Below are 18,667 nucleotides of genomic sequence, written 5' to 3'. Positions count from 1 at the left end.
CCTTGATCTACCGACTCCGCCCGACGATAACAGCCGGGGCCCCATCGCACGGAAAAGGCCAGGTCGGGTTGCCGCTCGTGCGTTGACAGGCGGTCCGGGCGAGGTGGTGTTCATCGCCGCCGCCCGCGGCGGCATTCCGAGCCTGTTCCCGGCCGGGATCGCGCCCCGGAGTCCGCTGGTTCGCCCGTGGAACCGATAGTGTCGACGGCATGCCGAGTTCGCTCGGTGTGTTGCTATCGCCCCGCGGTGACCGGCGCCGGCCGGTGCCGGGACCGGACAGGAGTGCTCACGGATGTCGCTGGTCGGACGGGAATCGGAACTCAAATATCTGGACGAGTCGATCACCGGCATCGCCGAGCGCGGCGGCGTCGTCGTCATCGCGGGTGAAGCGGGGATCGGTAAAACCGCGCTGCTGCACGAGGTCGCGGCGATGGCCAGGCTGGCGGGCGTCCGGGTCGTGACCGTGACAGCGACCGAGGCCGAACAGCAGCTGCCCTACGCCGGATTGCATCAGATCGTGTTCCCGCTGCGTACCGGCATCGATGCGCTGCCGCTTACCCAGGCCGCGGCACTGAACGCCGCGCTCGGATTCGTCGACGTGGCCGTACCGAGCGAATATCTGATCGGTGCGGCGCTGCTGACCCTGCTCAGCGATCGGGCGGCCGAACAGCCGCTGCTGCTGGTGGTGGAGGACCTGCACTGGCTCGATGCCGCCACCGCCGGGGTGCTCGGCTTCCTCGCCCGCCGGCTGGAATCCGAGCCGATTGTGCTGGTCGCCGCCACCCGGGACGCGCAGGCGGCGCTGTCGCAGGCCGGGCACCCGACGCTGGCGCTCTCGCGACTGGACGAGGAGGAGGCGCGGCAGCTGCTCGACACCGCCGCGCCCGGCCTCGACGATCACCGGCGAGAACGGGTCCTGGCGGCCGCGGCCGGAAACCCGTTGGCGCTGAAGGAATTACCCTCGGCCACCGACCGGCCCGAGGCGGCGTTGCCGCTCACCGAGCGGCTGGAACGTGCGTTCGGTCTGCGGGCCGATCAGTTGCCCGAGACGACCCGCACCGTCCTGCTGCTCGCCGCGCTCGACGAACTGTCGGTAGCGGAAACGCTCGCGGCCGCCGCACTGCTGGTCGGCGGCCCGGTCGACGACGCGGACCTGACCCCCGCCGTCACCGCGGGGTTGATCGAGATCGATTCCGGCGCAGTGCGATTCCGTCATCCGCTGATGCGGTCGGCGATCCCCGCCGGGGCGCAGCCTGCCGCCCGCCGTGCTGCCCATCGTGCGCTGGCCTCGACCCTGCGCGAGCAGCCGGACCGCGCCGCCCGCCATCACGCGGCCGCCGTCACCGGACCGGACGACGCCGCCGCGGCCGAACTCGAGGCCGCGGCCGAGCGGGCGTTGCGCCGGGGCGGGGTGGCGGCGGCGATCACGACCCTGGAAGACGCCGCGCGCCTGACCGACACGCCGGCGGCGCGGGTGGGACGACTGTTGCGCGCCGCCGAGCTGGCGGTGGAATCCGGCGAGCGCGACACCGTGGATCGGCTGCTGCGGGAAGCCGGTCGCCAGGATCTCGACTCGCGTCAGCGCGCCTTGGCGACCTGGCTGGTCAGCGGATTCGACGACGGCGTCGGTGAGGATCCGGCCCGCACCACCGAACTCGCGAAACTGGCCGAAACCGTTGCGGCGGAAGGGGATCGCGACCTCGCGATGCGCATCCTGTGGGGGACCGCCATGCGCTGTTTCTGGTCCGAGCCGGGTCCGGACGCGCGCCGCGCCCTGCTGACCGTCGCCGACGGTACGGGTCTGCCCGCCGGCGATCCGCGGATCGTGGCGATCACCGCCTACGTGGCCCCGTTCGAGCGCGGCGCGACGGTCTCGGAGCAACTGCGCGCACTGGCCGGGCGAACCGGCGCCGATCCGGAGGTGGACCGCTGTCTCGGCAGCGCGGCGTTGCAGATCGGCGCCTTCGCGCTGGCCGGCCGCTTCTCCGCCACGGCGATCACCGGCCTGCGGGAACAGGGCAGGCTCGGCCTGCTGACCAGGGCGCTGGCGGTGCGGGCCTGGAGTTGTGCGCGCACCGGTGATCTGGTGGGCGGTGCGGCGGCAGCGGCCGAGGCCGGGCGCCTCGGACCGGAAACCGGCCAGCACTTCATGTACGGTCTCGCCGTCGCTGTCGGAGCCGAAATCGCCGCGCTACGAGGCGATTTCGACGAAGCGGTCGAGCGCGCCGAGGAGGCCGAACGGATCGGCGCGGCCGCCGGCGCGCGACCGGTACTGGCCACCGTGCAACGGGCCCGCGCTCTCGTCGCGCTCGGACAGGGCCGCTACGACGACGCGCTCGCCGACCTGCGCCGAATTCTCGACCCCGCCGACCCGGCCTATCAGCTCGCCCTGCGCGCCTACGTCGTGGGCGATCTGGTCGAGGCCGCGGTGCGCGCCGGGCGCGTCGCGGAGGCGGAGGAGATCGTGCGTGAATTCGAGGAGCCGGCCCGGCGTAGCCCGTCACCGGCCCTGCATGTCGGCCTGCGCTACGCCCGCGCCCTGCTCGCGTCGGCCGAATCCGCGGAAGACCTGTTCACCGCTGCTCTCGACGCCGAACCGGACGGGTGGCCGCTCGAACGCGCCCGCGTCCAGCTCGCCTTCGGGGAGTGGTTGCGCCGGCAGCGGCGCATCGTCGAGTCGCGGGCACAGCTGCGAGCGGCCCGCGACACCTTCGACGCGCTGGGCGCGCGGCCCTGGGGCGATCGCGCGCGGCGCGAACTCCGGGGCGCGGGGGAGACCAGCCCGCGCCGCGACCCCGACGCACGCGACAGCCTGACCCCGCACGAACTGGGTATCGCGCAGCTGGCCGCCGAAGGGCTCACCAACCGGGAGATCGGGCAGCGGCTGTATCTGTCGCATCGCACCGTCAGCACCCACCTGCACCGCATCTTCCCGAAACTCGGTGTCACCTCCCGTGCCGAACTGGCCGGCGCACTGCGCACCGCGACGGATCCGGTGACGTAGCCCGCGCGCGATGACGTACGCACATACCGTCATCCGACGGGCGCGACAGCACACCCGTGCCGCCTACCGTTTCTCGTATCGCAGCCGTGGCAGTGGGCGCGGCGGACGAGAACACGGGAGATGAGCAGATGTTCACCAAGAAGCGGTTCGCGCAGATCATCGCGGCGGCAGCGGTAGCGGCGTCGCTGACGGCGTGCTCGTCGGGTACGGATGCGCAGGCTCCCGCCGCTCCGGCGACCGCCGCGGGCGTCGGCGCCGGCGAACACACCACGCTCGGGCCGATCAAGCACATCACTGCCGGTGTCCTCGACACCGCCTACGTCGAATACGGTCCGGAGAACGGCCCGGCGGTCGTGCTGATCCACGGCTGGCCCTACGACCCGGCGAGCTACATCGACGTCGGCCCGCGGCTGGCCACCCAGGGCTACCGGGTGATCGTGCCGTATCTGCGCGGCTACGGTCCCACGCGATTCCTGTCCCCGGATACCGCGCGCAACGGTGAGCAGGCGGCGGTCGCGCACGACATCGTCGCGCTCATGGACGCGCTGCACATCGACAAGGCGATCCTCGGCGGATACGACTGGGGGGCAAGGACGGCCGATGTGATCGCCGCGCTGTGGCCGCAGCGGGTGAAGGCGCTGGTTGCCGTGAGCGGATACCTGATCACCGATGTCGCGGCCAACCAGCAGCCGCTCGCGCCGGCCGCGGAGGCCGGTTGGTGGTACCAGTACTACTTCGCCACCGACCGCGGTGTGCTGGGCTATCGCCGCAACGTCCACGACTTCGACAAGTACATCTGGAAGACCGCCTCGCCGAAGTGGAACTTCGACGACGCCACCTACGACCGCAGCGCCGGCTCGTTCGACAATCCCGACCATGTCGACGTCGTGATCTCCAACTACCGCTGGCGTCTGGGCCTGGTCCCCGGCGAACCGCAGTACGCCGCGGAGGAGACCGCGCTGGCGCAGGGCCCGGCGATCACCGTCCCGACCATTACCATCGGCAGTGATTTCGACGGCGCCAATGCCGACGGCAAGAGCTACCGCGCGAAGTTCACCGGCAAGTACGAACACCGCACGCTGCCCGGGGTCGGCCACGATGTCCCGCAGGAAGCGCCCGCGGCCTTCGCGCAGGCCGTGATCGACGCCGACCATCTCTGAAACCCGCTGGGAGACAACGCAACACCCGCGCCACGATGTAGCGGCGCGGGTCTTGCGCTGTTGTGCCGATGTCCGCGTCCGCGGTCTCGCCTGTGGAGGTTATGAGTCTTGCGTGACGGGCCGCAGGCGGGTGAGTGCGTCATGGTCGCCGCGTGCGGCGAGGCCGAGCTGCTGTGCCACATTCAGATCGATCACGCCGGTGAGCAGGCCGAGGACCGCATTGGCGGGTCCGTCGAGGGTCAGGTCGGCGGCGTCGGTGCTGCCCACGCGGGTCTCGACGCGACCTGCGCCGATGTCGACGACCGCACGCACCTCGTCGACGACGAGTTGAATCACCACCGGTGCGGCCGCGGGATCGGCGTCGGCGGTGAACCATCCGGCTGCGTAGGCCAGCCACTGCGGGAGGAACGCGTCGTCCGGGTCGACCGTGTCCATGTACCGCAGTCCCCAGCGTCCCAGTGCTCGCAGTGCGGGTTCCAGTTCCCGGCCCGCATCGGTGAGCCGATAGAGAGCCGATGCGACGGGCGGCGGCGCGTCGTCGCGGGCGATCAATCCGGCGTCCTCCAGTTCGCGGAGGCGGGTGGACAGCAGATTCGCGGCGATGCCGGGCAGCCCGTTCTTGAGATCGGTGAATCGGCACGGCCCCAGGATCAGCAGCTCGCGCACGATCAGCAGGGTCCAGCGATCGCCCACCACATCCAGCGCGCGGGCGATCGAACAGTACTGGCCGTAGCTTCGCATGCGTCCACTATACCGACCTGAAGTAGAGATTCTGAATTTGTTAGTTGAAAAACTCTACTTTCTCGTCCTAGCATGAAATGGCAAGGTCGGTCGCCGAGTGGCCGGGAATTCCCTCTGTATCGGAGCAAGCGCATGACTCGCAGCCAGATCCCCGCCCAGTACGCCACCGGCGCGGCCCGGGCCGATATCGAACGGGCGTTGCTGGCCGCCGGAAAGGATCTCGGCCGCCTGCGGCTCGACGATCTGGCGATGCTCGAGGACTTCCACACCAGTGGGCGCATCGCCACCGGTGAACTGGCCGATCTGGTCGACATCTCTTCCGCCACCGAGGTTCTCGACGCCGGCACCGGTATCGGCGGCACTGCCCGATACCTGGCGGGCCGATTCGGCTGCCGGGTCACCGGAGTCGATCTGGTCGAGGAGTATTGCGAGATCGCTCGCTGGCTCGACCGGCTCGTCGGGTTGGACGACCGCATCACCGTGCGGTGCGCCGATGTCACCGCACTACCGTTTCCGGACGGCGCCTTCCAGGTCGTATTCAGTCAGCACGTCCAGATGAATATCGCCGACAAGAACGGCCTCTACCACGAAATGCGCCGAGTTCTGGCGCGTGGGGGACGGCTCGCGCTCTGGGATATCACCACCTCCGGCGCCGGTGAACCCGACTATCCGCTCCCGTGGGCCGACGGCCCCGGCTTCGGTCACCTCACGACGCCTGCCACTCTGCGGACGACGATCGAGGCGGCCGGATTCGCCGTCGAGCGATGGGACGACCGCACCGACGAGGCCGTGGCCGTGATGCGCATGGTGCGACAGCTACCGCCGAGTCCGCTCGGCCTGCACGCCTTCGTGCCCGACTTCGCCACGCGCGCAGCACATCTCACCGATGCGCTGGCCGACGGTCGGCTGCGCGCGATTCGCGCGGTGGCGCGGGCGCGGTGACCGGTCAGCGGGGTGTGAGCGCGGCACTTCGGATGGCCAGGTAGTCGCGTTCGCGTTGATTTCCGGTGAGGCGGGCCGCGGTCTCGAAACTGCGTCTCGCCTCGTCCGTCCGGCCCAGGCGGGCAAGCAGATCCGCGCGGACGGCATGGAACAGGTAGTGCTCGGTCAGGTCCAGGCCGTCGACGAGACTCAGTGCCGCGGCCGGCCCGTCGACCTCGGCCACCGCCACCGCTCGATGAAGTGCCACAACGGGATTCGGGTCCAGGCGCGCCAACCGGTCGTAGAGCGCGAGGATCTGCGTCCAGTCGGTGACCGGATCGGTGTGCGCGGCATTGATCGCGGCGAGCAGCTGATACCGGCCGGGGTGGTTGCGGCGCAGGCAGGTGCGGACGATGGCCCGGCCCTCCGCGACCAGTGCGGCATCCCAGCGGCCGCGGTCCTGGTCGGCGAGCCGGACGAAGGCGCCGGTCGCATCGGTGCGGGCGCCGCGGCGAGCGTGGGTGAGCAGCATGAGGGCGAGCAGGCCCGCCGCCTCCGGCTCCTCGGGCATCGACTCGACCAGTGCGCGCGTGAGCCGCACGGCCTCCTCGCACAGGTCCGCGCGCAGCAGTTCCGTGCCCGACGAGGCGATATATCCCTCGTTGAAGATGAGAAACAGGGTCGCGAGCACCGAATCGAGCCGCTCGGGCAACTCGGCCTCGCCGGGCACCCGGTAGGGGATACGGGCGTCGCGAATCTTGGCCTTCGCGCGGGCCAGTCGCTGCGCCATCGTCGCCTCCCGGACCAGGAACGCGCGCGCGATTTCGGGCGTTGTCAGCCCGCCCAGCAGCCGCAGCGTCAGCGCGACCTGCGCGGGCCGGTTCAGTGCCGGATGGCAGCAGGTGAAGATCAGCCGGAGGCGCTCGTCGGGCACGGCGGTCTCCTCGGCGTCGTCGGGCGGGGCGTGCACGATCGCCGCCTCGGCGTACTTGCCGGCCCTGGCGGATTCGCGGCGCAGCGTATCGATGGCTCGGCGCCGGGCGGTGGTGATGATCCACCCGGCCGGACTCGGCGGCGGTCCGTCCTGCGGCCAGCGCCGCAGCGCGGTGGCGAAGGCGTCGGCGACCGCGTCCTCGGCCAGGTCGATATCGCCGAGCGTGCGAATCAGCACGGCGACGGCCCGGCCGTATTCGGCGCGGAAGACGGCGGCGATCCGATCCGGCGTCATCGCGTCAGAACGGCGGAACATCCCGGAACGGGCGGATTTCGATCGGCAACGTGGTGGCCGCCGCGGCCTTGCGTCCCCAGGCCAGCGCCGCGTCCAGATCGGCCGCGGTGATCACCCAGATGCCACCGATATGCTCCTTGCCCTCCAGATAGGGCCCGTCGGTGATCAGCCCGTCGGCGCGCACCACGGTCGCGCTGTCCGCCGCGTGCAGGCCGCCGGTGAACACCCACGACCCGCTCTCGCGCAATTCTTCGTTGAGGCGGTGCAATTCGGCGACGATCCGTTCCATGGTCTCGGCATCGGGCGCACCACTGTCGGGTTGGTAGATCGAGAGCAGATACTCGGGCACGGCCCTCTCCTCAGCGCCGGGCGTAGCGGGCGATGATCACACCCGCGGTGGTCGCGACGCTACCGAGGAGGCGAAATTCGGTCAACGGCGCCGCGCCCTCGAACAACCTGGTCCCCGCACCGAGGGTGAGTGGGTGGATCACCAGCGTGTACCGATCGATCAGCCCGGCGGCGTGCAGGCTGCGCACCAGGGCCGCACTGCCGATGATCGACAGATCCTTTCCCGGACGTGCCTTCAGTTCGCGCACGGTCCGAGTCGCGTCGCCGCGCAACAGAATCGAGTTCTGCCACGCGTCGACGTCGTCGAGGCCGGTCGATGCGACGTATTTCGTCGCCGCATTCATATGTTCGCTGTAGGGGTTGTCGTCCGCCCGCCCCCACACGGTGGTGAAGTCCTCCCAGGTGCGCCGCCCGAACAGCATGTCGCCGGGCCGGGCCATATCCCCGCCCATCTCCCGGGCGAGCACCTCGTCCTGAAATCGCTGCCCCCAGCCGCCGAACGGAAAACCGCCCCGGGTGTCCTCGTCCGCGCGTCCCAGCCCCTGTACGACACCGTCGAGCGTGACATTCATGGTCACCGTGATCGCTCGCATCGCCCTGCTCCTCTCGATTCCGGGAACGCGCACGATCGCGCCCCTCACCTCCTATACGAACGGCCGCCGCCGGAATCGACCTCGGGCGAAGAATTGTCGAGTCGCCGGCGGCGATCCGATCTGAGCGCCGCCGAGCTACGGCTTCGGATTCGGTGTGAGCGTGGTCTTTCGCGATCGCGTGGCGAGCGCCGAGCGCTCCGCCGCGATCTGGCCGCGCAGGGCGTGGCAGCGGCGCAGGACGTCGGCGCGGTCGGGTTCTTCCGGGATGAGCGGGACGGCGTGCTCGATCATCGTCGCCTGTTCGAGGATCACCCGGAGCCGATCGGGGTCGGTGACGCGGTCGGCGATCTGTGCCAGCGCGTCGAGCTGGCGAATCATCACGGCCGGCTGCCCGGCGCCGGCCTGGCGGATCTTCTCGAACGCGCGCTGGACCAGCCGCTCGTAGCTGACCTGGGCGGCGAGCACCCGGATATGACCGTCCTTGTCGCGGCGCACCGGATTCGGCTCCCAGGTGACCGCGATCCGCGACAGGCAGTCGCCGAGCCAATCGATACACGTCAGCACCGTGAAGGTGTCGTTGGTCGCGGAGGCGAGCGCACGCAGTGCGATCTCGACGATCTGATCGACGCCGAAGGAGACGTCCTGCACCAGGCTGCGCATCGAGCCGGTGACGTGGCCACGGGAGAATTTCTTCTCGATCCCCTTCGCGGCCTGTACCGGCCACACCCGCGCGATCACCTGCCCCTCGGTCACGAAATGTCCTGGGCGATAAGGTAAATGGATGACCGCATCCGCTTCGGCGGCCAGCCGGACCAGCCGCTCGTAGCGGATGTACTGGAGATATCCGCTGCTGGAGGTGCGCACCTCGCCACCGGAGCGGGCCAGCAGATCGCGGAGCTCCCGCGCCGACGGACCATGTTTCGCCCCGCTCGCGGTGGTGTCGGCATTGGCGTCGACCGCCGTGCGCACTTCGCGCGCGATGTCAGCGACCACATTCGGCAGCTGGATCTGCCCGCCGATGTGATTGATGAAGTAGATGAGCACCGCCAGATCCACCACCAGCGAGCCGATCGACACCGTCGCGCTGATGTGCGGGACGAAATTCTCGCCGACCGACACCAGTGCCGCGATGGCGTAGACGAAGGTCGCGACGAAGGTGCCGAGCGTCAGCTGGGTGCCGCGGTCGCGGATGAAGTTGCGCAGCATGCGCGGCCCGAACTGAGTGGAGGCCAGCGTCAGCGCCAGGATCGTGATCGAGAAGACGACACCGACGACGGTGATGATCGCGGCCGCGATGGCGGTGAGAACCTGGCGTGCCGCATCGGGCGTCCCGCCCAGCACCCAGGTGGGCAGGCTCGTGCCGTTGTGGTAGGCCGCGCGGTCGAGCGTGAAGGTCAGTGCGAACAGCGCCACCGCGGCCAGTACTTCCAGCGTCGGGACGAACCACAGATTGGTGCGCAGCCGTTCCCGCCACCGATCCGCCTCGAGCGAGATCCCTTGCACGCTGGACCTCCTTGCGCTCTCGCCGACGGCGAATTTCCGGCCTGTCGACCCGAACCTACCTCCACCTCTCGGCGGAGATCGAATCGTGGCGCGGCGCGGGCGCAGCCCGTTGAAGAGACAATAAGTTCGCAATTGCGCACCTATTGTCTTAAACTGGCCGTGTTCGATGCGTCCCGCGGATTCTGGAGGCCCGACGTGCTGGAGGTGTTGCGACACGACCGTTTCCGGCGCTTGTTCACCGCACAGGTGGTGGCCCTCGTCGGAACCGGTCTGCTCACGGTCGCGCTGGGTTTGGCGGCCTACGATCTGGCCGGATCCGATGCCGGTGCGGTGCTGGGCACGGCACTCGCGATCAAGATGGTCGCCTACGTCGGCGTGGCACCGGTGGTCTCGGCGCTGACCGATCGGGTGCCGCGGCGGATGCTGCTGGTCTCGGCCGATGTGGTTCGGCTGGTCATCGCCTTGCTGTTGCCGCTGGTCACGCACGTCTGGCAGATCTATGTCCTGATCTTCGTGCTGCAGGCGGCCTCGGCGACCTTCACCCCGGCATTCCAGGCGGTCATCCCGTCGATCCTGCCGGACGAGGAGGACTACACCCGCGGGCTGTCGCTCTCACGGCTGGCCTACGACCTGGAATCGCTGCTCAGTCCCGTACTGGCGGCGGCATTGCTGACCGTGGTCGGCTACCACCTGCTGTTCGTCGGCACCGCGGCAGGCTTCGCGACCTCCGCGATCATGGTCGTGCGCACCGCGCTCCCTCGATCGGTGCCCGCCGACCGCTCCGGCTCGCTGCCGGCCCGGATCACCCGGGGCGCACGGCTCATGGCGGCGAGCCCGGTGCTGCGCGGGTTGCTGGCGATGAATGTCGCTGTCGCCGCGGCGACTTCGCTGGTCGTGGTCAATACCGTGGTCTACGTCCGCGACCTGCTGCACGGGCCGGCACCCGCGGTGGCGGTGGCGCTGGGTTGCTTCGGCGGCGGTTCGATGATCGCCGCGCTGGCGATCCCGCGACTGCTCACCGGCATTCCCGATCGGCGTCTCATGCTGGTCGGCTGCGCGATCCTGCCCGTCGGCCTCGCCGGTGCCGCGACGCTCGCGGCGCTCGAGCCCGGACCACGCGCGGGCTGGGTGCTGCTGGGGGTGGCCTGGTCGATCATGGGGGTGGGCACCTCGCTGATCAACACGCCCTCGGCGCGACTGCTGCGCGCCCAATCCGACGGCAGCACCCGCACGGCCGTGTTCACCGCGCAGTTCTCGCTCTCGCACGCCTGCTTCCTGGTGACCTATCCGATCGCCGGCTGGCTGGGCGCCGCCGCCGGACAGGCCGGCGCGGCGCTGACCCTGATGGTCCTGGCGGCCGTGGCCGCCGTGGTTGCCGCGCGAATGTGGCCGGTGCACGTATCGTCGGGTGCGCAGATGGCCACAGCAGGAAGTCGGTGAACCAGCTCATGACCGGTGAGGAAACCCCCGCAGTCGGCGCCCTGCCGCCCAGCCTGGTGCACATCGTCGAACCCGACCCGGCCCGTCTCGAAGCCGCCACCTCGGTGTTCCGGATGCTCGCCGACCCGACCCGGCTGCACATCCTCTGGGTTCTCGCCGACGGCGAGGCCGACGTCACCGCCCTCACCGAGGCCTGCGGCGGCTCCCGCACCGCGGTCAGCCAGCACCTGGCGAAACTCCGCTTCACCGGCATGGTCGAGACTCGCCGCGAAGGCCGCCGCATCATCTACCGCATCCGCGACGGCCACCTCGCCCGCCTCGTCCGGGAAGGACTCAATCTCGCCGACCACATCGTCACCGGCGAGCTGCCCCACGAATAAGGCGCGGTTCGCGGGCGGTGCTTCTCGCGAGCGACCCGTCTGATCCGTACCGGGGCAGCACCGTTGGGTCACGGTGTGGGATCGATCCGGGGTCGGCGGCGAATGCGTTGTCCCCCCGAGGGCAGCGGCGCCGAATCAGTTCTGGGCCGTGTCGATCGGCCCGGAAGGGTGTGAGTCATCATGTCCGCCGAAGATCGAGATGCTCGCCCGCCGGCGTCGAATCCGGAACTGTCCACCGATGATCGCGCCGAACTCGAGCGGTTGCGCGCGTATGTCGCAGCGCATCCACCGCGCACTTCTCATCGGCACGCCTGGCGCTGGACCGGCGTCGTGCTGCTGCTGATCCTGACCGCGCTACTGATCATCGGATCGGTGACGACGCGGTTCGTGCGCAGCCAGATCTTCGATACCGACCGTTACGTCACGACCGTCGCACCGCTGGCCACCGATCCGGCGATCCAGAAGGAACTGGCCGACAAGATCACCGATGCGATCGTCGGTCGCGTCGACATCAAGGCGTACACGGCGGATGCGGTCAACGCGCTCACGCAGAACGTCGGGCAATTGTCGGATCGCCCCCGTGCCGTCGCGGCGTTGAACAGTCTGCCCGCGCTGGTGGCCGACCAGGCCGAGAACTACATCCACCAGGCCGCGACGGCCGTGGTGACCAGCGATCAATTCCGCGAGGCGTGGGACACCGCCAACCGCCGCGCGCACGACGCACTGGTCCATGTGGTCAAGGGTGAGACCAGACCCGGAATCGAGGTCAGCGACAACGGCACCGTGAGCATTTCGCTGAAGCCGATCCTCGCGACCGTGCGCGAACGGCTCGACGCACGCGGAATCAGCTTCGCCGACAAGATTCCCGATGTCGACGCGCAATTCGTCATCTTCCATGCCACCGAGCTGCCCAAGTACCAGAAATGGCTGCGCACGCTCGACCGCGCGGCGAACATCCTGCCGTGGGTGGCGCTGGCCACCGCGGCGGGTGCGGTGTGGCTGGCTCCCCGCGGCCGGCGGCTGCGGACCCTCGCACTGGTCGGCGTCGCCGGTGCGGTCGCGATGGTGCTGCTGGCCGTCGGGGTGGTGATCGCTCGCAGCATCTACCTCGATTCCGTTCCGCCCGACGCGTTGTCGCCACCGGCCGCCTCCGCGCTGTTCGATACCGTGATCCACCCGATGCGGGTGTCGCTGCGCGCGGTCGCGGTCGTCAGCCTGGTCGTGGCCGCGGTGGGATATCTGGCGGGGTCGTCTCATTCGGCGCAGTCCGTGCGTTCCGGCTTCGGGCGGCTCATGGTCGCCGTCCGCGGCCGGCGTGGGCGCCCGCCCAACGTGGTCGAGTCGTTCGTCGCGCACTACCGCACACCGCTGCGCCTCGCCGTGCTCGCCGGCGCGGTGCTCGTGCTGGTGCTGTGGCCCTACGCGACCGGTTTGGTCGTGGTGGGGATCGTGCTGGTCGCGGGAGCGCTGCTGCTGATCGTCGAAATTCTCGCGCGGCCCGCGGCGGCGCCCGAAACCACCGCGAAGACCAAGCCCACGGCGACCGGGTGACGCGGAATACCGCGATTCGGTTACGTTTCGGGGTCGATCGCACGGTCCATCGGTTCGTGATTATCCGCGGCGTTTTCCGCGACGAATCGTTAGATGCCCGGTTGGCTCGCCGAATTCGTCCATCGAGCGATGTACCAGGTCGATGAGCGAACCGGGACCATCATCCGCCGCGGCGGCTGGTCAGGAGGCAGCGCAGGGCCGCATGTCACAACCCACCGGAACCGACGCATGTCGGTACGCGCCGGCGGATCCGCCGGCGAGGTTCACGAAAAGGGGTGAGCCGTCGTGACGGCTACGGAACACGGAACACGCAACGGGCGAAACGACACCCGCAATGCGGTGGCGGCCGGCACCTCGCTGGCCGCGGCGGCCCTACTGGCCGTCACCGGAATCGTGTCCATCCTGCAGGGCATTTCGGCCATCGTGAAGGACGACGTCTACGTTTCCGGACCGCAATACATCTACAAGTTCGACATCAGCGGATGGGGATGGATCCACCTGATCCTCGGCATCCTCATGGTGGCGGCCGCCGCCGGGTTGTTCACGCGTTCGACCTGGGGGCAGATGTTGGCGATCGCGCTACTGGGTTTGTCGATCATCGCCAATTTCCTGTGGCTGCCGCACTATCCGTGGTGGTCGATCCTGGTCATCGCCCTCGACATCGTGGTGATCTGGGCGATCGCCACCTGGGATCCGCGCAGAATCTGATATCTCGCGCCGGCCGGACCGCGTCTCGGGGACTCGGTCCGGTCGACGCGCGCTCACCTGCAGCCACCGCATCGGCGCGTCGAATTCGCCCGTGCCGTACCGCCGGCGCAGCGCCTCGGCAGCGATCGCGGTCGCGGATTCGAGATCGAGCGAGGAGTGCCGTTCGATCTCGCCGCGCAGCGGGGTGCCCTGGCAGAGGGCGACCGCCGCGGTCTCGGCCGTCGTGCGGCTCGACCCGTCGATGTACTCACCGGTGATCCGCTCGAAGCCGGCCGCCGCGAGTTCGCCGCGAATCCGATCGATGTCGAAGTATCCGTGGGGCGTGCGGCGAAAGAATTCGAGCGGCTCGTCCGGTGCCGCCGCGCACAGCGCCTCGGTGACGATCAGGGTCACCACATTGGTCTCGAGCCGGTCCCAGACGTTGAAGACGAAGACGCCGCCCGGGCGCAAAACTCGCAGGGTCTCGGCGTATCCGCCGACCTTGTCGGGCAGGAACATCGCGCCGAACTGGCATGCCACCAGGTCGAACGAGCATTCGGCGAACGGCAGGTCTCGGGCGTCGGCGACCTGCCACCGCACTCGATCCGATGCCGTGCGGTTCGCGGCGGTCGTCAACATGGGTTCGTTCAGGTCGGTCGCCACGATGTCGCGACCGTCGAGCCGGGCGAGCGCTCTGGTCAGCACCCCGGTCCCCGCCGCGGTTTCGAGGATGTCGACCGCGTCCGTCGCGGCCACCGCCTGCGCGAGCAGCCGGGCGGGTTCGGCGAAGATCATCGGAACCAGCAGCGTGTCGTAGATCTGCGGGATCGATCCGGTGAAGGACGTGTCCCCGCCTTCGGCCGGCCCCGGATCACCACTCACGGCAGGTGATGCTACGCGCGCCCTGCGGCTGCCGGGCGAGATCGCCGCAGCGCCGGGCGGTTTCGCCGCGCGGTGATCACATGGCGCGCGCGTACGCGAGCGCCTCGGGCGTCTGCTCGAAGATCTGCGTCTCGCCGCCCGCGGGCAGGGCGCCGAGCGCCGCGAGCCGACGGCGATGCTCGTCGCGCAAGCCCGACATCAGGACCGTGATGTTGCGGTGCTGCAGTTTCGCGATGGCGTCCTTGAGGACCAGTGCGCCGGTCGTGTCGAGGGCGGTGACATGCGCCATGCGAAGGACCACCACATGGACGTCGGCGACCTCGGTCAGCTCCAGCAGGAAGCGGTGCGCGGCGGCGAAGAACAGCGGTCCGTCGATGCGGTAGGCGACGATACGGTCGTGCAACAGGCGGTGTTCCTCGCTGAGGTGGTCGCTCTCGTCGAGCGGAACCTGTTGCAGCCGAGCCTCTTTCGCCACCGAACGCAGCGCCAGGACGATCGCGATCGCGACGCCGACACCGACCGCGGTCACCAGGTCCATGGCGACCGTGACCAGGAACGTCGCGGCCATGATGAGTGCGTCGCCGCGTGAGGCACGCGCGATGGCGGTCAGCGACGCGGTTTCCACCATGCGGACCGTCGTGGCCAGCAGCACCCCGGCCAGCGCCGCGACCGGGATATCGGCGACGAGCGGTGCGGCGAGGTAGATGATGGCGGCGAGCACCACCGCGTGGGTCAGCGCGGCCAGGCGTGTGCGTGCCCCGGAGCGCACATTGACGGCCGTGCGGGCGATCGCACCGGTAGCCGGCACGCCGCCGAACAGCGGTGCGGCGATATTGGCCAACCCCTGCCCGAACAGTTCGCGATCGGGATCGTGGCGGGTGCCGACGGCCATGGCATCCGCGGCGGTCGCCGCCAGCAGCGATTCGAGGGCGCCCAGCGCAGCGACCGCCAGCGCGGGCGCCACCAGCGATCCGAGGCTGCCCCAGTCGAGGAAGTTCAGTGTGGGAGCACTGAGTCCCGACGGGAGGGCGCCGATGGCCGCGGTGGGGATGTCGAAGAGCGCGACCACGACGGTCGCGCCGGCCACGGCCAGCAGCGCGAAGGGCAGCTTCGGCAGGAACCGCCCGCCGACGAGCATCACCGCGGCCACCGCGACGGCGATCACGACCGGCGCGAGATGGGGTTGCGAAATATATTGGCACACAGCGTCATAGGCCGACTGCCACACCTTGTCCCCGTGCGCGTGCGCGATGCCGAGAGCGTTGGGGAACTGCTGCAAGGCGATCACCACGGCGATGCCGGCGGTGAAGCCCTCGATCACCGGGGCCGGCATGTATCGCACCGCACGCCCGGCCCCGGCGACCGCGAGCGCCACCAGCACGATGCCGGCCATCAGGCCCACGGCCAGCACCCCGCCCCCGCCGTGCTGGTGGACGATCGGAACCAGCACGACGGTCATCGCGCCGGTCGGCCCCGACACCTGGAAACGGGAGCCGCCGAATATCGCGGCCACGATGCCCGCGACGACCGCGGTGGCCAGTCCGGCCGCGGCGCCGAGTCCGGAGCTGATGCCGAATCCCAGTGCCAGCGGCAACGCCACCAGGGCGACGATCAGGCCCGACAGCAGATCCGGGCCCGGGGTGCGGAGGGCCGGACGCCAATCCGACCAGCGGGGGAGCAGTGCTGCGATGTTCACAACCGGGCTGCCAGACGCAGTTTCAGCGCGGCGAGTTGTTCCCGCAACGCGTCGGGCAGGCGATTGCCGCCGATGGTGGCGTACCAGTGGTCGATGTCGGCCACCTCGGCCACCCACTCGTCGATGTCGACCGCGAGCGATGCCGCCGTCCGGGCCCGCTGCCCGTCGTCGAGCCCGGTGAGATCGAGGGCCTCGACCGCCGGCACGTAGCCGATCGGCGTCTCGACCGCCTCGGCGGTGCCGTCGAGACGCTCCAGTGCCCACTGCAGCACGCGCACGTTGTCGCCGAAGCCTGGCCACAGGAATTCGCCTTCCGGACCTCGTCGGAACCAGTTGACCTGGAAGATCTTCGGCAGTTTCGCCGGGTCGGCGGCGGCACCCAGCCGGAGCCAGTGGGCGAAGTAGTCACCGACGTGATAGCCGAGGAACGGCAGCATCGCCATCGGATCGCGCCGTACGACGCCGACCGTCCCGGCCGCGGCGGCGGTGGTTTCCGACGACAGCACCGAGGCGGTGAACACCCCATGGGCCCAGTCGAAGGACTCGGCGACCAGCGGGACAGTGGTGGCGCGACGGCCGCCGAAGAAGATCGCCGAAATCGGCACGCCGGCCGGATCGTCCCATTCCGGAGCGACCGAGGGACACTGTCGAATCGGTGTGCAGTACCGCGAATTCGGATGCGCGGCAGGCGTTCCCGAGTCGGACGTCCAGTTCTCGCCGTGCCAGTCGACGAGACGGGCGGGCGGTTCGGCGGTCAATCCCTCCCACCACACGTCCCCGTCGGCGGTGCGGGCGGTGTTGGTGAAGATCGAATTGCCCTTCGCGATGGTGGCGATCGCGTTGGGATTGGTCGTGGCGCCGGTGCCGGGGGCGACACCGAAGAATCCGGCCTCGGGATTGACCGCGTAGAGCCGGCCGTCGGCGCCGAAGCGCAGCCACGCGATATCGTCACCGACCGTCTCGGCGGTCCAGCCGTCGAGCGCGGGTTCGAGCATGGCCAGGTTCGTCTTGCCGCACGACGACGGGAACGCCGCGGCGACGTAGCGCGTCTTTCCTTGCGGGGAGGTGAGTTTCAGGATCAGCATGTGCTCGGCCAGCCACCCTTCGTCCCGGCCGAGTACCGAGGCGATGCGCAGTGCGAAACACTTCTTGCCCAGCAGCGCGTTGCCGCCGTAGCCGGATCCGTAACTCCAGATCTCGCGGCGCTCGGGAAAGTGCGAGATGTATTTGGTGGTATCGCACGGCCACGCCGCATCCGGCTCACCGACGCCCAGCGGTGCGCCGACCGAATGCAGGCATTTGACGAATTCCCTTCCGGTCGTGAGCTTTTCCCAGACGGCGTCGCCGGACCGCGTCATGATCTGCATCGACACCGCGACATATTCCGAGTCGGTGATCTGTACACCGAATTTCGGGTCCTGCGCATCGAGCGGCCCCATGCAGAACGCGATGACATACATCGTCCGGCCGGCCATCGCGCCGCGATAGTGCTCGGTCATCACCGTGCGCATATCCACCGGGTCGACCCAGTTGTTGGTCGGACCGGCGTCGGTCTCGCGCTCGGAGCAGATGAACGTGCGATCCTCCACGCGCGCCACGTCGTCGGGATCGGAGACACACCAGAACGAGTTCGGCTTACCGGTCAGTGGAACGAAGGTTCCCTTGTCGACCAATCGTGCGGTCAGCCGATCCCACTCCGCCCGGGAGCCGTCGCACAGGACGATGTGCTCGGGGGCCGTCAGCTCGGCGACCTCGGCGATCCACGCCAGAACGCTCTCGTGGGCCACCGGAACCTCGTCGAGCTGTGCGATGACACGTGAACTGTCGGACACGAGACCTGCCTCCTTGATAAAGCTGCAATGTAGTTAGTTTAGAAAACCTGCAAACAGTGGTCGCATTCGGGCCCCCCGCTCCGCTGGTTCCGGCCCCCTATGCCCGGATCGTCAGGCGAGCTCTTCCAGCGCCTCCGCTTGGCCCGCGACCACGCCGGTCAAGATCGCCCGCGCCACCGCCAGCAATTCGGCCACCTGCGGGGAGGTGAGCTCGTAGGTCACCGACAGTCCCTCCCGCCGGGCCACGACCAGCCCGGCTCGGCGCAGAATCGCGAGCTGCTGGGACAGATTCGCCGGCTCGATGCCGATTTCGGCCAGCATCTCGGAGACCGCCTGTTCGCGCTCGCTGAGCAGTTCGAGCACGCGAATCCGGATCGGATGCCCCAGTGTTTTGAAGAACTCCGCTTTCATCTGATAGAGGGGTCTGCTCAGTCCGGGCACGCAATCACTCCTTTTGGTACGCGGCCCCACGGCCTGCCCCGTCGCTCTTGATTGCAGAGTTTAGCAAACAGGAAAAGTGCCGAGCTGTTCGCCGCCGCCGATCAGTCGGCCAGTGCTCGGTCTTGACGATCAGGTGAAGGCCGAGCAGCAGATAGAAGTGCTCGGCTCGATCGAGGTCCGTGCTGCCGACGGTGACCTGGTTCAGACGCATACCGTCCAGTGTCACCATCGCGGCGCCGGACCGGCTAGCCACCCTCGGG

The 18,667-nt window shown here is 69.2% G+C and carries 16 protein-coding genes and 1 pseudogene; 7 read left to right on the top strand and 10 right to left on the bottom strand.

Annotation, left to right across the window (positions count from 1 at the left end):
* Positions 1 to 292 precede the first annotated feature (292 nt).
* A complete protein-coding gene (locus ACPCUW_RS22005) occupies positions 293 to 3,004 on the top strand; it encodes an ATP-binding protein (RefSeq protein WP_423426795.1) in 2,712 nt (903 codons plus the stop codon).
* 128 nt (positions 3,005 to 3,132) lie between these two features.
* A complete protein-coding gene (locus ACPCUW_RS22000; protein ID WP_423426847.1) occupies positions 3,133 to 4,164 on the top strand; it encodes an alpha/beta fold hydrolase in 1,032 nt (343 codons plus the stop codon).
* A gap of 99 nt (positions 4,165 to 4,263) precedes the next feature.
* Here ACPCUW_RS22000 and ACPCUW_RS21995 read toward each other — a convergent pair whose 3' ends face one another.
* Complete coding sequence (locus ACPCUW_RS21995; protein ID WP_423426793.1) at positions 4,264 to 4,905, bottom strand: winged helix-turn-helix transcriptional regulator; 642 nt, start codon at positions 4,903 to 4,905, stop codon at positions 4,264 to 4,266.
* Positions 4,906 to 5,037: 132 nt separating this feature from the next.
* Between ACPCUW_RS21995 and ACPCUW_RS21990 the strand changes: the two genes are divergently transcribed.
* Positions 5,038 to 5,847, top strand: coding sequence for a class I SAM-dependent methyltransferase (locus ACPCUW_RS21990; RefSeq protein WP_423426791.1), 810 nt, complete (start codon positions 5,038 to 5,040; stop codon positions 5,845 to 5,847).
* Between the two features lie 4 nt (positions 5,848 to 5,851).
* Here the strand turns inward: ACPCUW_RS21990 and ACPCUW_RS21985 are convergent, their stop codons facing one another.
* The 4 genes from ACPCUW_RS21985 to ACPCUW_RS21970 form a co-directional block, all read right to left on the bottom strand.
* The gene (locus ACPCUW_RS21985; protein WP_423426789.1) at positions 5,852 to 7,054 is read right to left on the bottom strand and encodes an RNA polymerase sigma factor; all 1,203 of its coding nucleotides are present in this window, start codon (positions 7,052 to 7,054) and stop codon (positions 5,852 to 5,854) included.
* Between the two features lie 4 nt (positions 7,055 to 7,058).
* Positions 7,059 to 7,403 carry a YciI family protein gene (locus ACPCUW_RS21980; protein WP_063025817.1) on the bottom strand — a complete coding sequence of 115 codons (345 nt, stop codon included), beginning with the start codon at positions 7,401 to 7,403 and terminating at the stop codon, positions 7,059 to 7,061.
* Between the two features lie 10 nt (positions 7,404 to 7,413).
* A complete protein-coding gene (locus tag ACPCUW_RS21975; RefSeq protein WP_064907216.1) occupies positions 7,414 to 7,995 on the bottom strand; it encodes a dihydrofolate reductase family protein in 582 nt (193 codons plus the stop codon).
* A 135-nt stretch (positions 7,996 to 8,130) separates the two neighbouring features.
* On the bottom strand, positions 8,131 to 9,498 hold the full coding sequence (locus ACPCUW_RS21970; protein WP_423426787.1) for a DUF2254 domain-containing protein: 1,368 nt from the start codon (positions 9,496 to 9,498) through the stop codon (positions 8,131 to 8,133).
* Positions 9,499 to 9,693: 195 nt separating this feature from the next.
* Here ACPCUW_RS21970 and ACPCUW_RS21965 point away from each other — a divergent pair, with 195 nt between their 5' ends.
* The 4 genes from ACPCUW_RS21965 to ACPCUW_RS21950 all read left to right on the top strand — a co-directional run bounded on the left by ACPCUW_RS21965 (position 9,694) and on the right by ACPCUW_RS21950 (position 13,577).
* Complete coding sequence (locus ACPCUW_RS21965; RefSeq protein WP_423426846.1) at positions 9,694 to 10,938, top strand: MFS transporter; 1,245 nt, start codon at positions 9,694 to 9,696, stop codon at positions 10,936 to 10,938.
* Between the two features lie 8 nt (positions 10,939 to 10,946).
* Positions 10,947 to 11,318: an ArsR/SmtB family transcription factor gene (locus ACPCUW_RS21960; RefSeq protein WP_104393830.1), complete on the top strand. Its 372-nt coding sequence runs from the start codon at positions 10,947 to 10,949 to the stop codon at positions 11,316 to 11,318.
* Between the two features lie 180 nt (positions 11,319 to 11,498).
* Positions 11,499 to 12,869: a hypothetical protein gene (locus ACPCUW_RS21955; protein ID WP_423426785.1), complete on the top strand. Its 1,371-nt coding sequence runs from the start codon at positions 11,499 to 11,501 to the stop codon at positions 12,867 to 12,869.
* Between the two features lie 285 nt (positions 12,870 to 13,154).
* Complete coding sequence (locus tag ACPCUW_RS21950; protein ID WP_063016037.1) at positions 13,155 to 13,577, top strand: DUF7144 family membrane protein; 423 nt, start codon at positions 13,155 to 13,157, stop codon at positions 13,575 to 13,577.
* A gap of 423 nt (positions 13,578 to 14,000) precedes the next feature.
* Here ACPCUW_RS21950 and ACPCUW_RS21945 read toward each other — a convergent pair.
* The 5 genes and pseudogenes from ACPCUW_RS21945 to ACPCUW_RS21925 all read right to left on the bottom strand — a co-directional run.
* Positions 14,001 to 14,351: pseudogene (locus ACPCUW_RS21945) on the bottom strand (class I SAM-dependent methyltransferase); the annotation flags it as partial.
* A 163-nt stretch (positions 14,352 to 14,514) separates the two neighbouring features.
* Positions 14,515 to 16,134, bottom strand: coding sequence for a SulP family inorganic anion transporter (locus tag ACPCUW_RS21940; RefSeq protein ID WP_423426784.1), 1,620 nt, complete (start codon positions 16,132 to 16,134; stop codon positions 14,515 to 14,517).
* Positions 16,131 to 17,966 carry a phosphoenolpyruvate carboxykinase (GTP) gene (locus ACPCUW_RS21935; RefSeq protein WP_423426782.1) on the bottom strand — a complete coding sequence of 612 codons (1,836 nt, stop codon included), beginning with the start codon at positions 17,964 to 17,966 and terminating at the stop codon, positions 16,131 to 16,133. Before ACPCUW_RS21935 ends, ACPCUW_RS21940 begins: the two co-directional genes overlap by 4 nt.
* Before the next feature lie 111 nt (positions 17,967 to 18,077).
* A complete protein-coding gene (locus ACPCUW_RS21930; RefSeq protein WP_063016039.1) occupies positions 18,078 to 18,377 on the bottom strand; it encodes an ArsR/SmtB family transcription factor in 300 nt (99 codons plus the stop codon).
* A gap of 34 nt (positions 18,378 to 18,411) precedes the next feature.
* On the bottom strand, positions 18,412 to 18,618 hold the full coding sequence (locus ACPCUW_RS21925) for a VOC family protein (RefSeq protein WP_423426781.1): 207 nt from the start codon (positions 18,616 to 18,618) through the stop codon (positions 18,412 to 18,414).
* Between the last annotated feature and the right edge of the window lie 49 nt (positions 18,619 to 18,667).

It is taken from the genome of Nocardia sp. AB354 (genome assembly GCF_049538315.1).
Taxonomy (GTDB): Bacteria; Actinomycetota; Actinomycetes; order Mycobacteriales; family Mycobacteriaceae; genus Nocardia; species Nocardia nova.
The sequence above is the reverse complement of the archived record's forward strand: the minus strand, read 5'-3'. Positions and strand labels throughout refer to the sequence as shown.

What these genes read in the sequence shown, in the direction of transcription:
- ACPCUW_RS22005 (WP_423426795.1), top strand. Translation starts at nt 293, where the DNA reads ATGTCGCTGGTCGGACGGGAATCGGAACTCAAATATCTGGACGAGTCG.
- ACPCUW_RS22000 (WP_423426847.1), top strand. Translation starts at nt 3,133, where the DNA reads ATGTTCACCAAGAAGCGGTTCGCGCAGATCATCGCGGCGGCAGCGGTA.
- ACPCUW_RS21995 (WP_423426793.1), bottom strand. Translation starts at nt 4,905, where the DNA reads ATGCGAAGCTACGGCCAGTACTGTTCGATCGCCCGCGCGCTGGATGTG.
- ACPCUW_RS21990 (WP_423426791.1), top strand. Translation starts at nt 5,038, where the DNA reads ATGACTCGCAGCCAGATCCCCGCCCAGTACGCCACCGGCGCGGCCCGG.
- ACPCUW_RS21985 (WP_423426789.1), bottom strand. Translation starts at nt 7,054, where the DNA reads ATGACGCCGGATCGGATCGCCGCCGTCTTCCGCGCCGAATACGGCCGG.
- ACPCUW_RS21975 (WP_064907216.1), bottom strand. Translation starts at nt 7,995, where the DNA reads ATGCGAGCGATCACGGTGACCATGAATGTCACGCTCGACGGTGTCGTA.
- ACPCUW_RS21960 (WP_104393830.1), top strand. Translation starts at nt 10,947, where the DNA reads ATGACCGGTGAGGAAACCCCCGCAGTCGGCGCCCTGCCGCCCAGCCTG.
- ACPCUW_RS21955 (WP_423426785.1), top strand. Translation starts at nt 11,499, where the DNA reads ATGTCCGCCGAAGATCGAGATGCTCGCCCGCCGGCGTCGAATCCGGAA.
- ACPCUW_RS21930 (WP_063016039.1), bottom strand. Translation starts at nt 18,377, where the DNA reads ATGAAAGCGGAGTTCTTCAAAACACTGGGGCATCCGATCCGGATTCGC.
- ACPCUW_RS21925 (WP_423426781.1), bottom strand. Translation starts at nt 18,618, where the DNA reads ATGCGTCTGAACCAGGTCACCGTCGGCAGCACGGACCTCGATCGAGCC.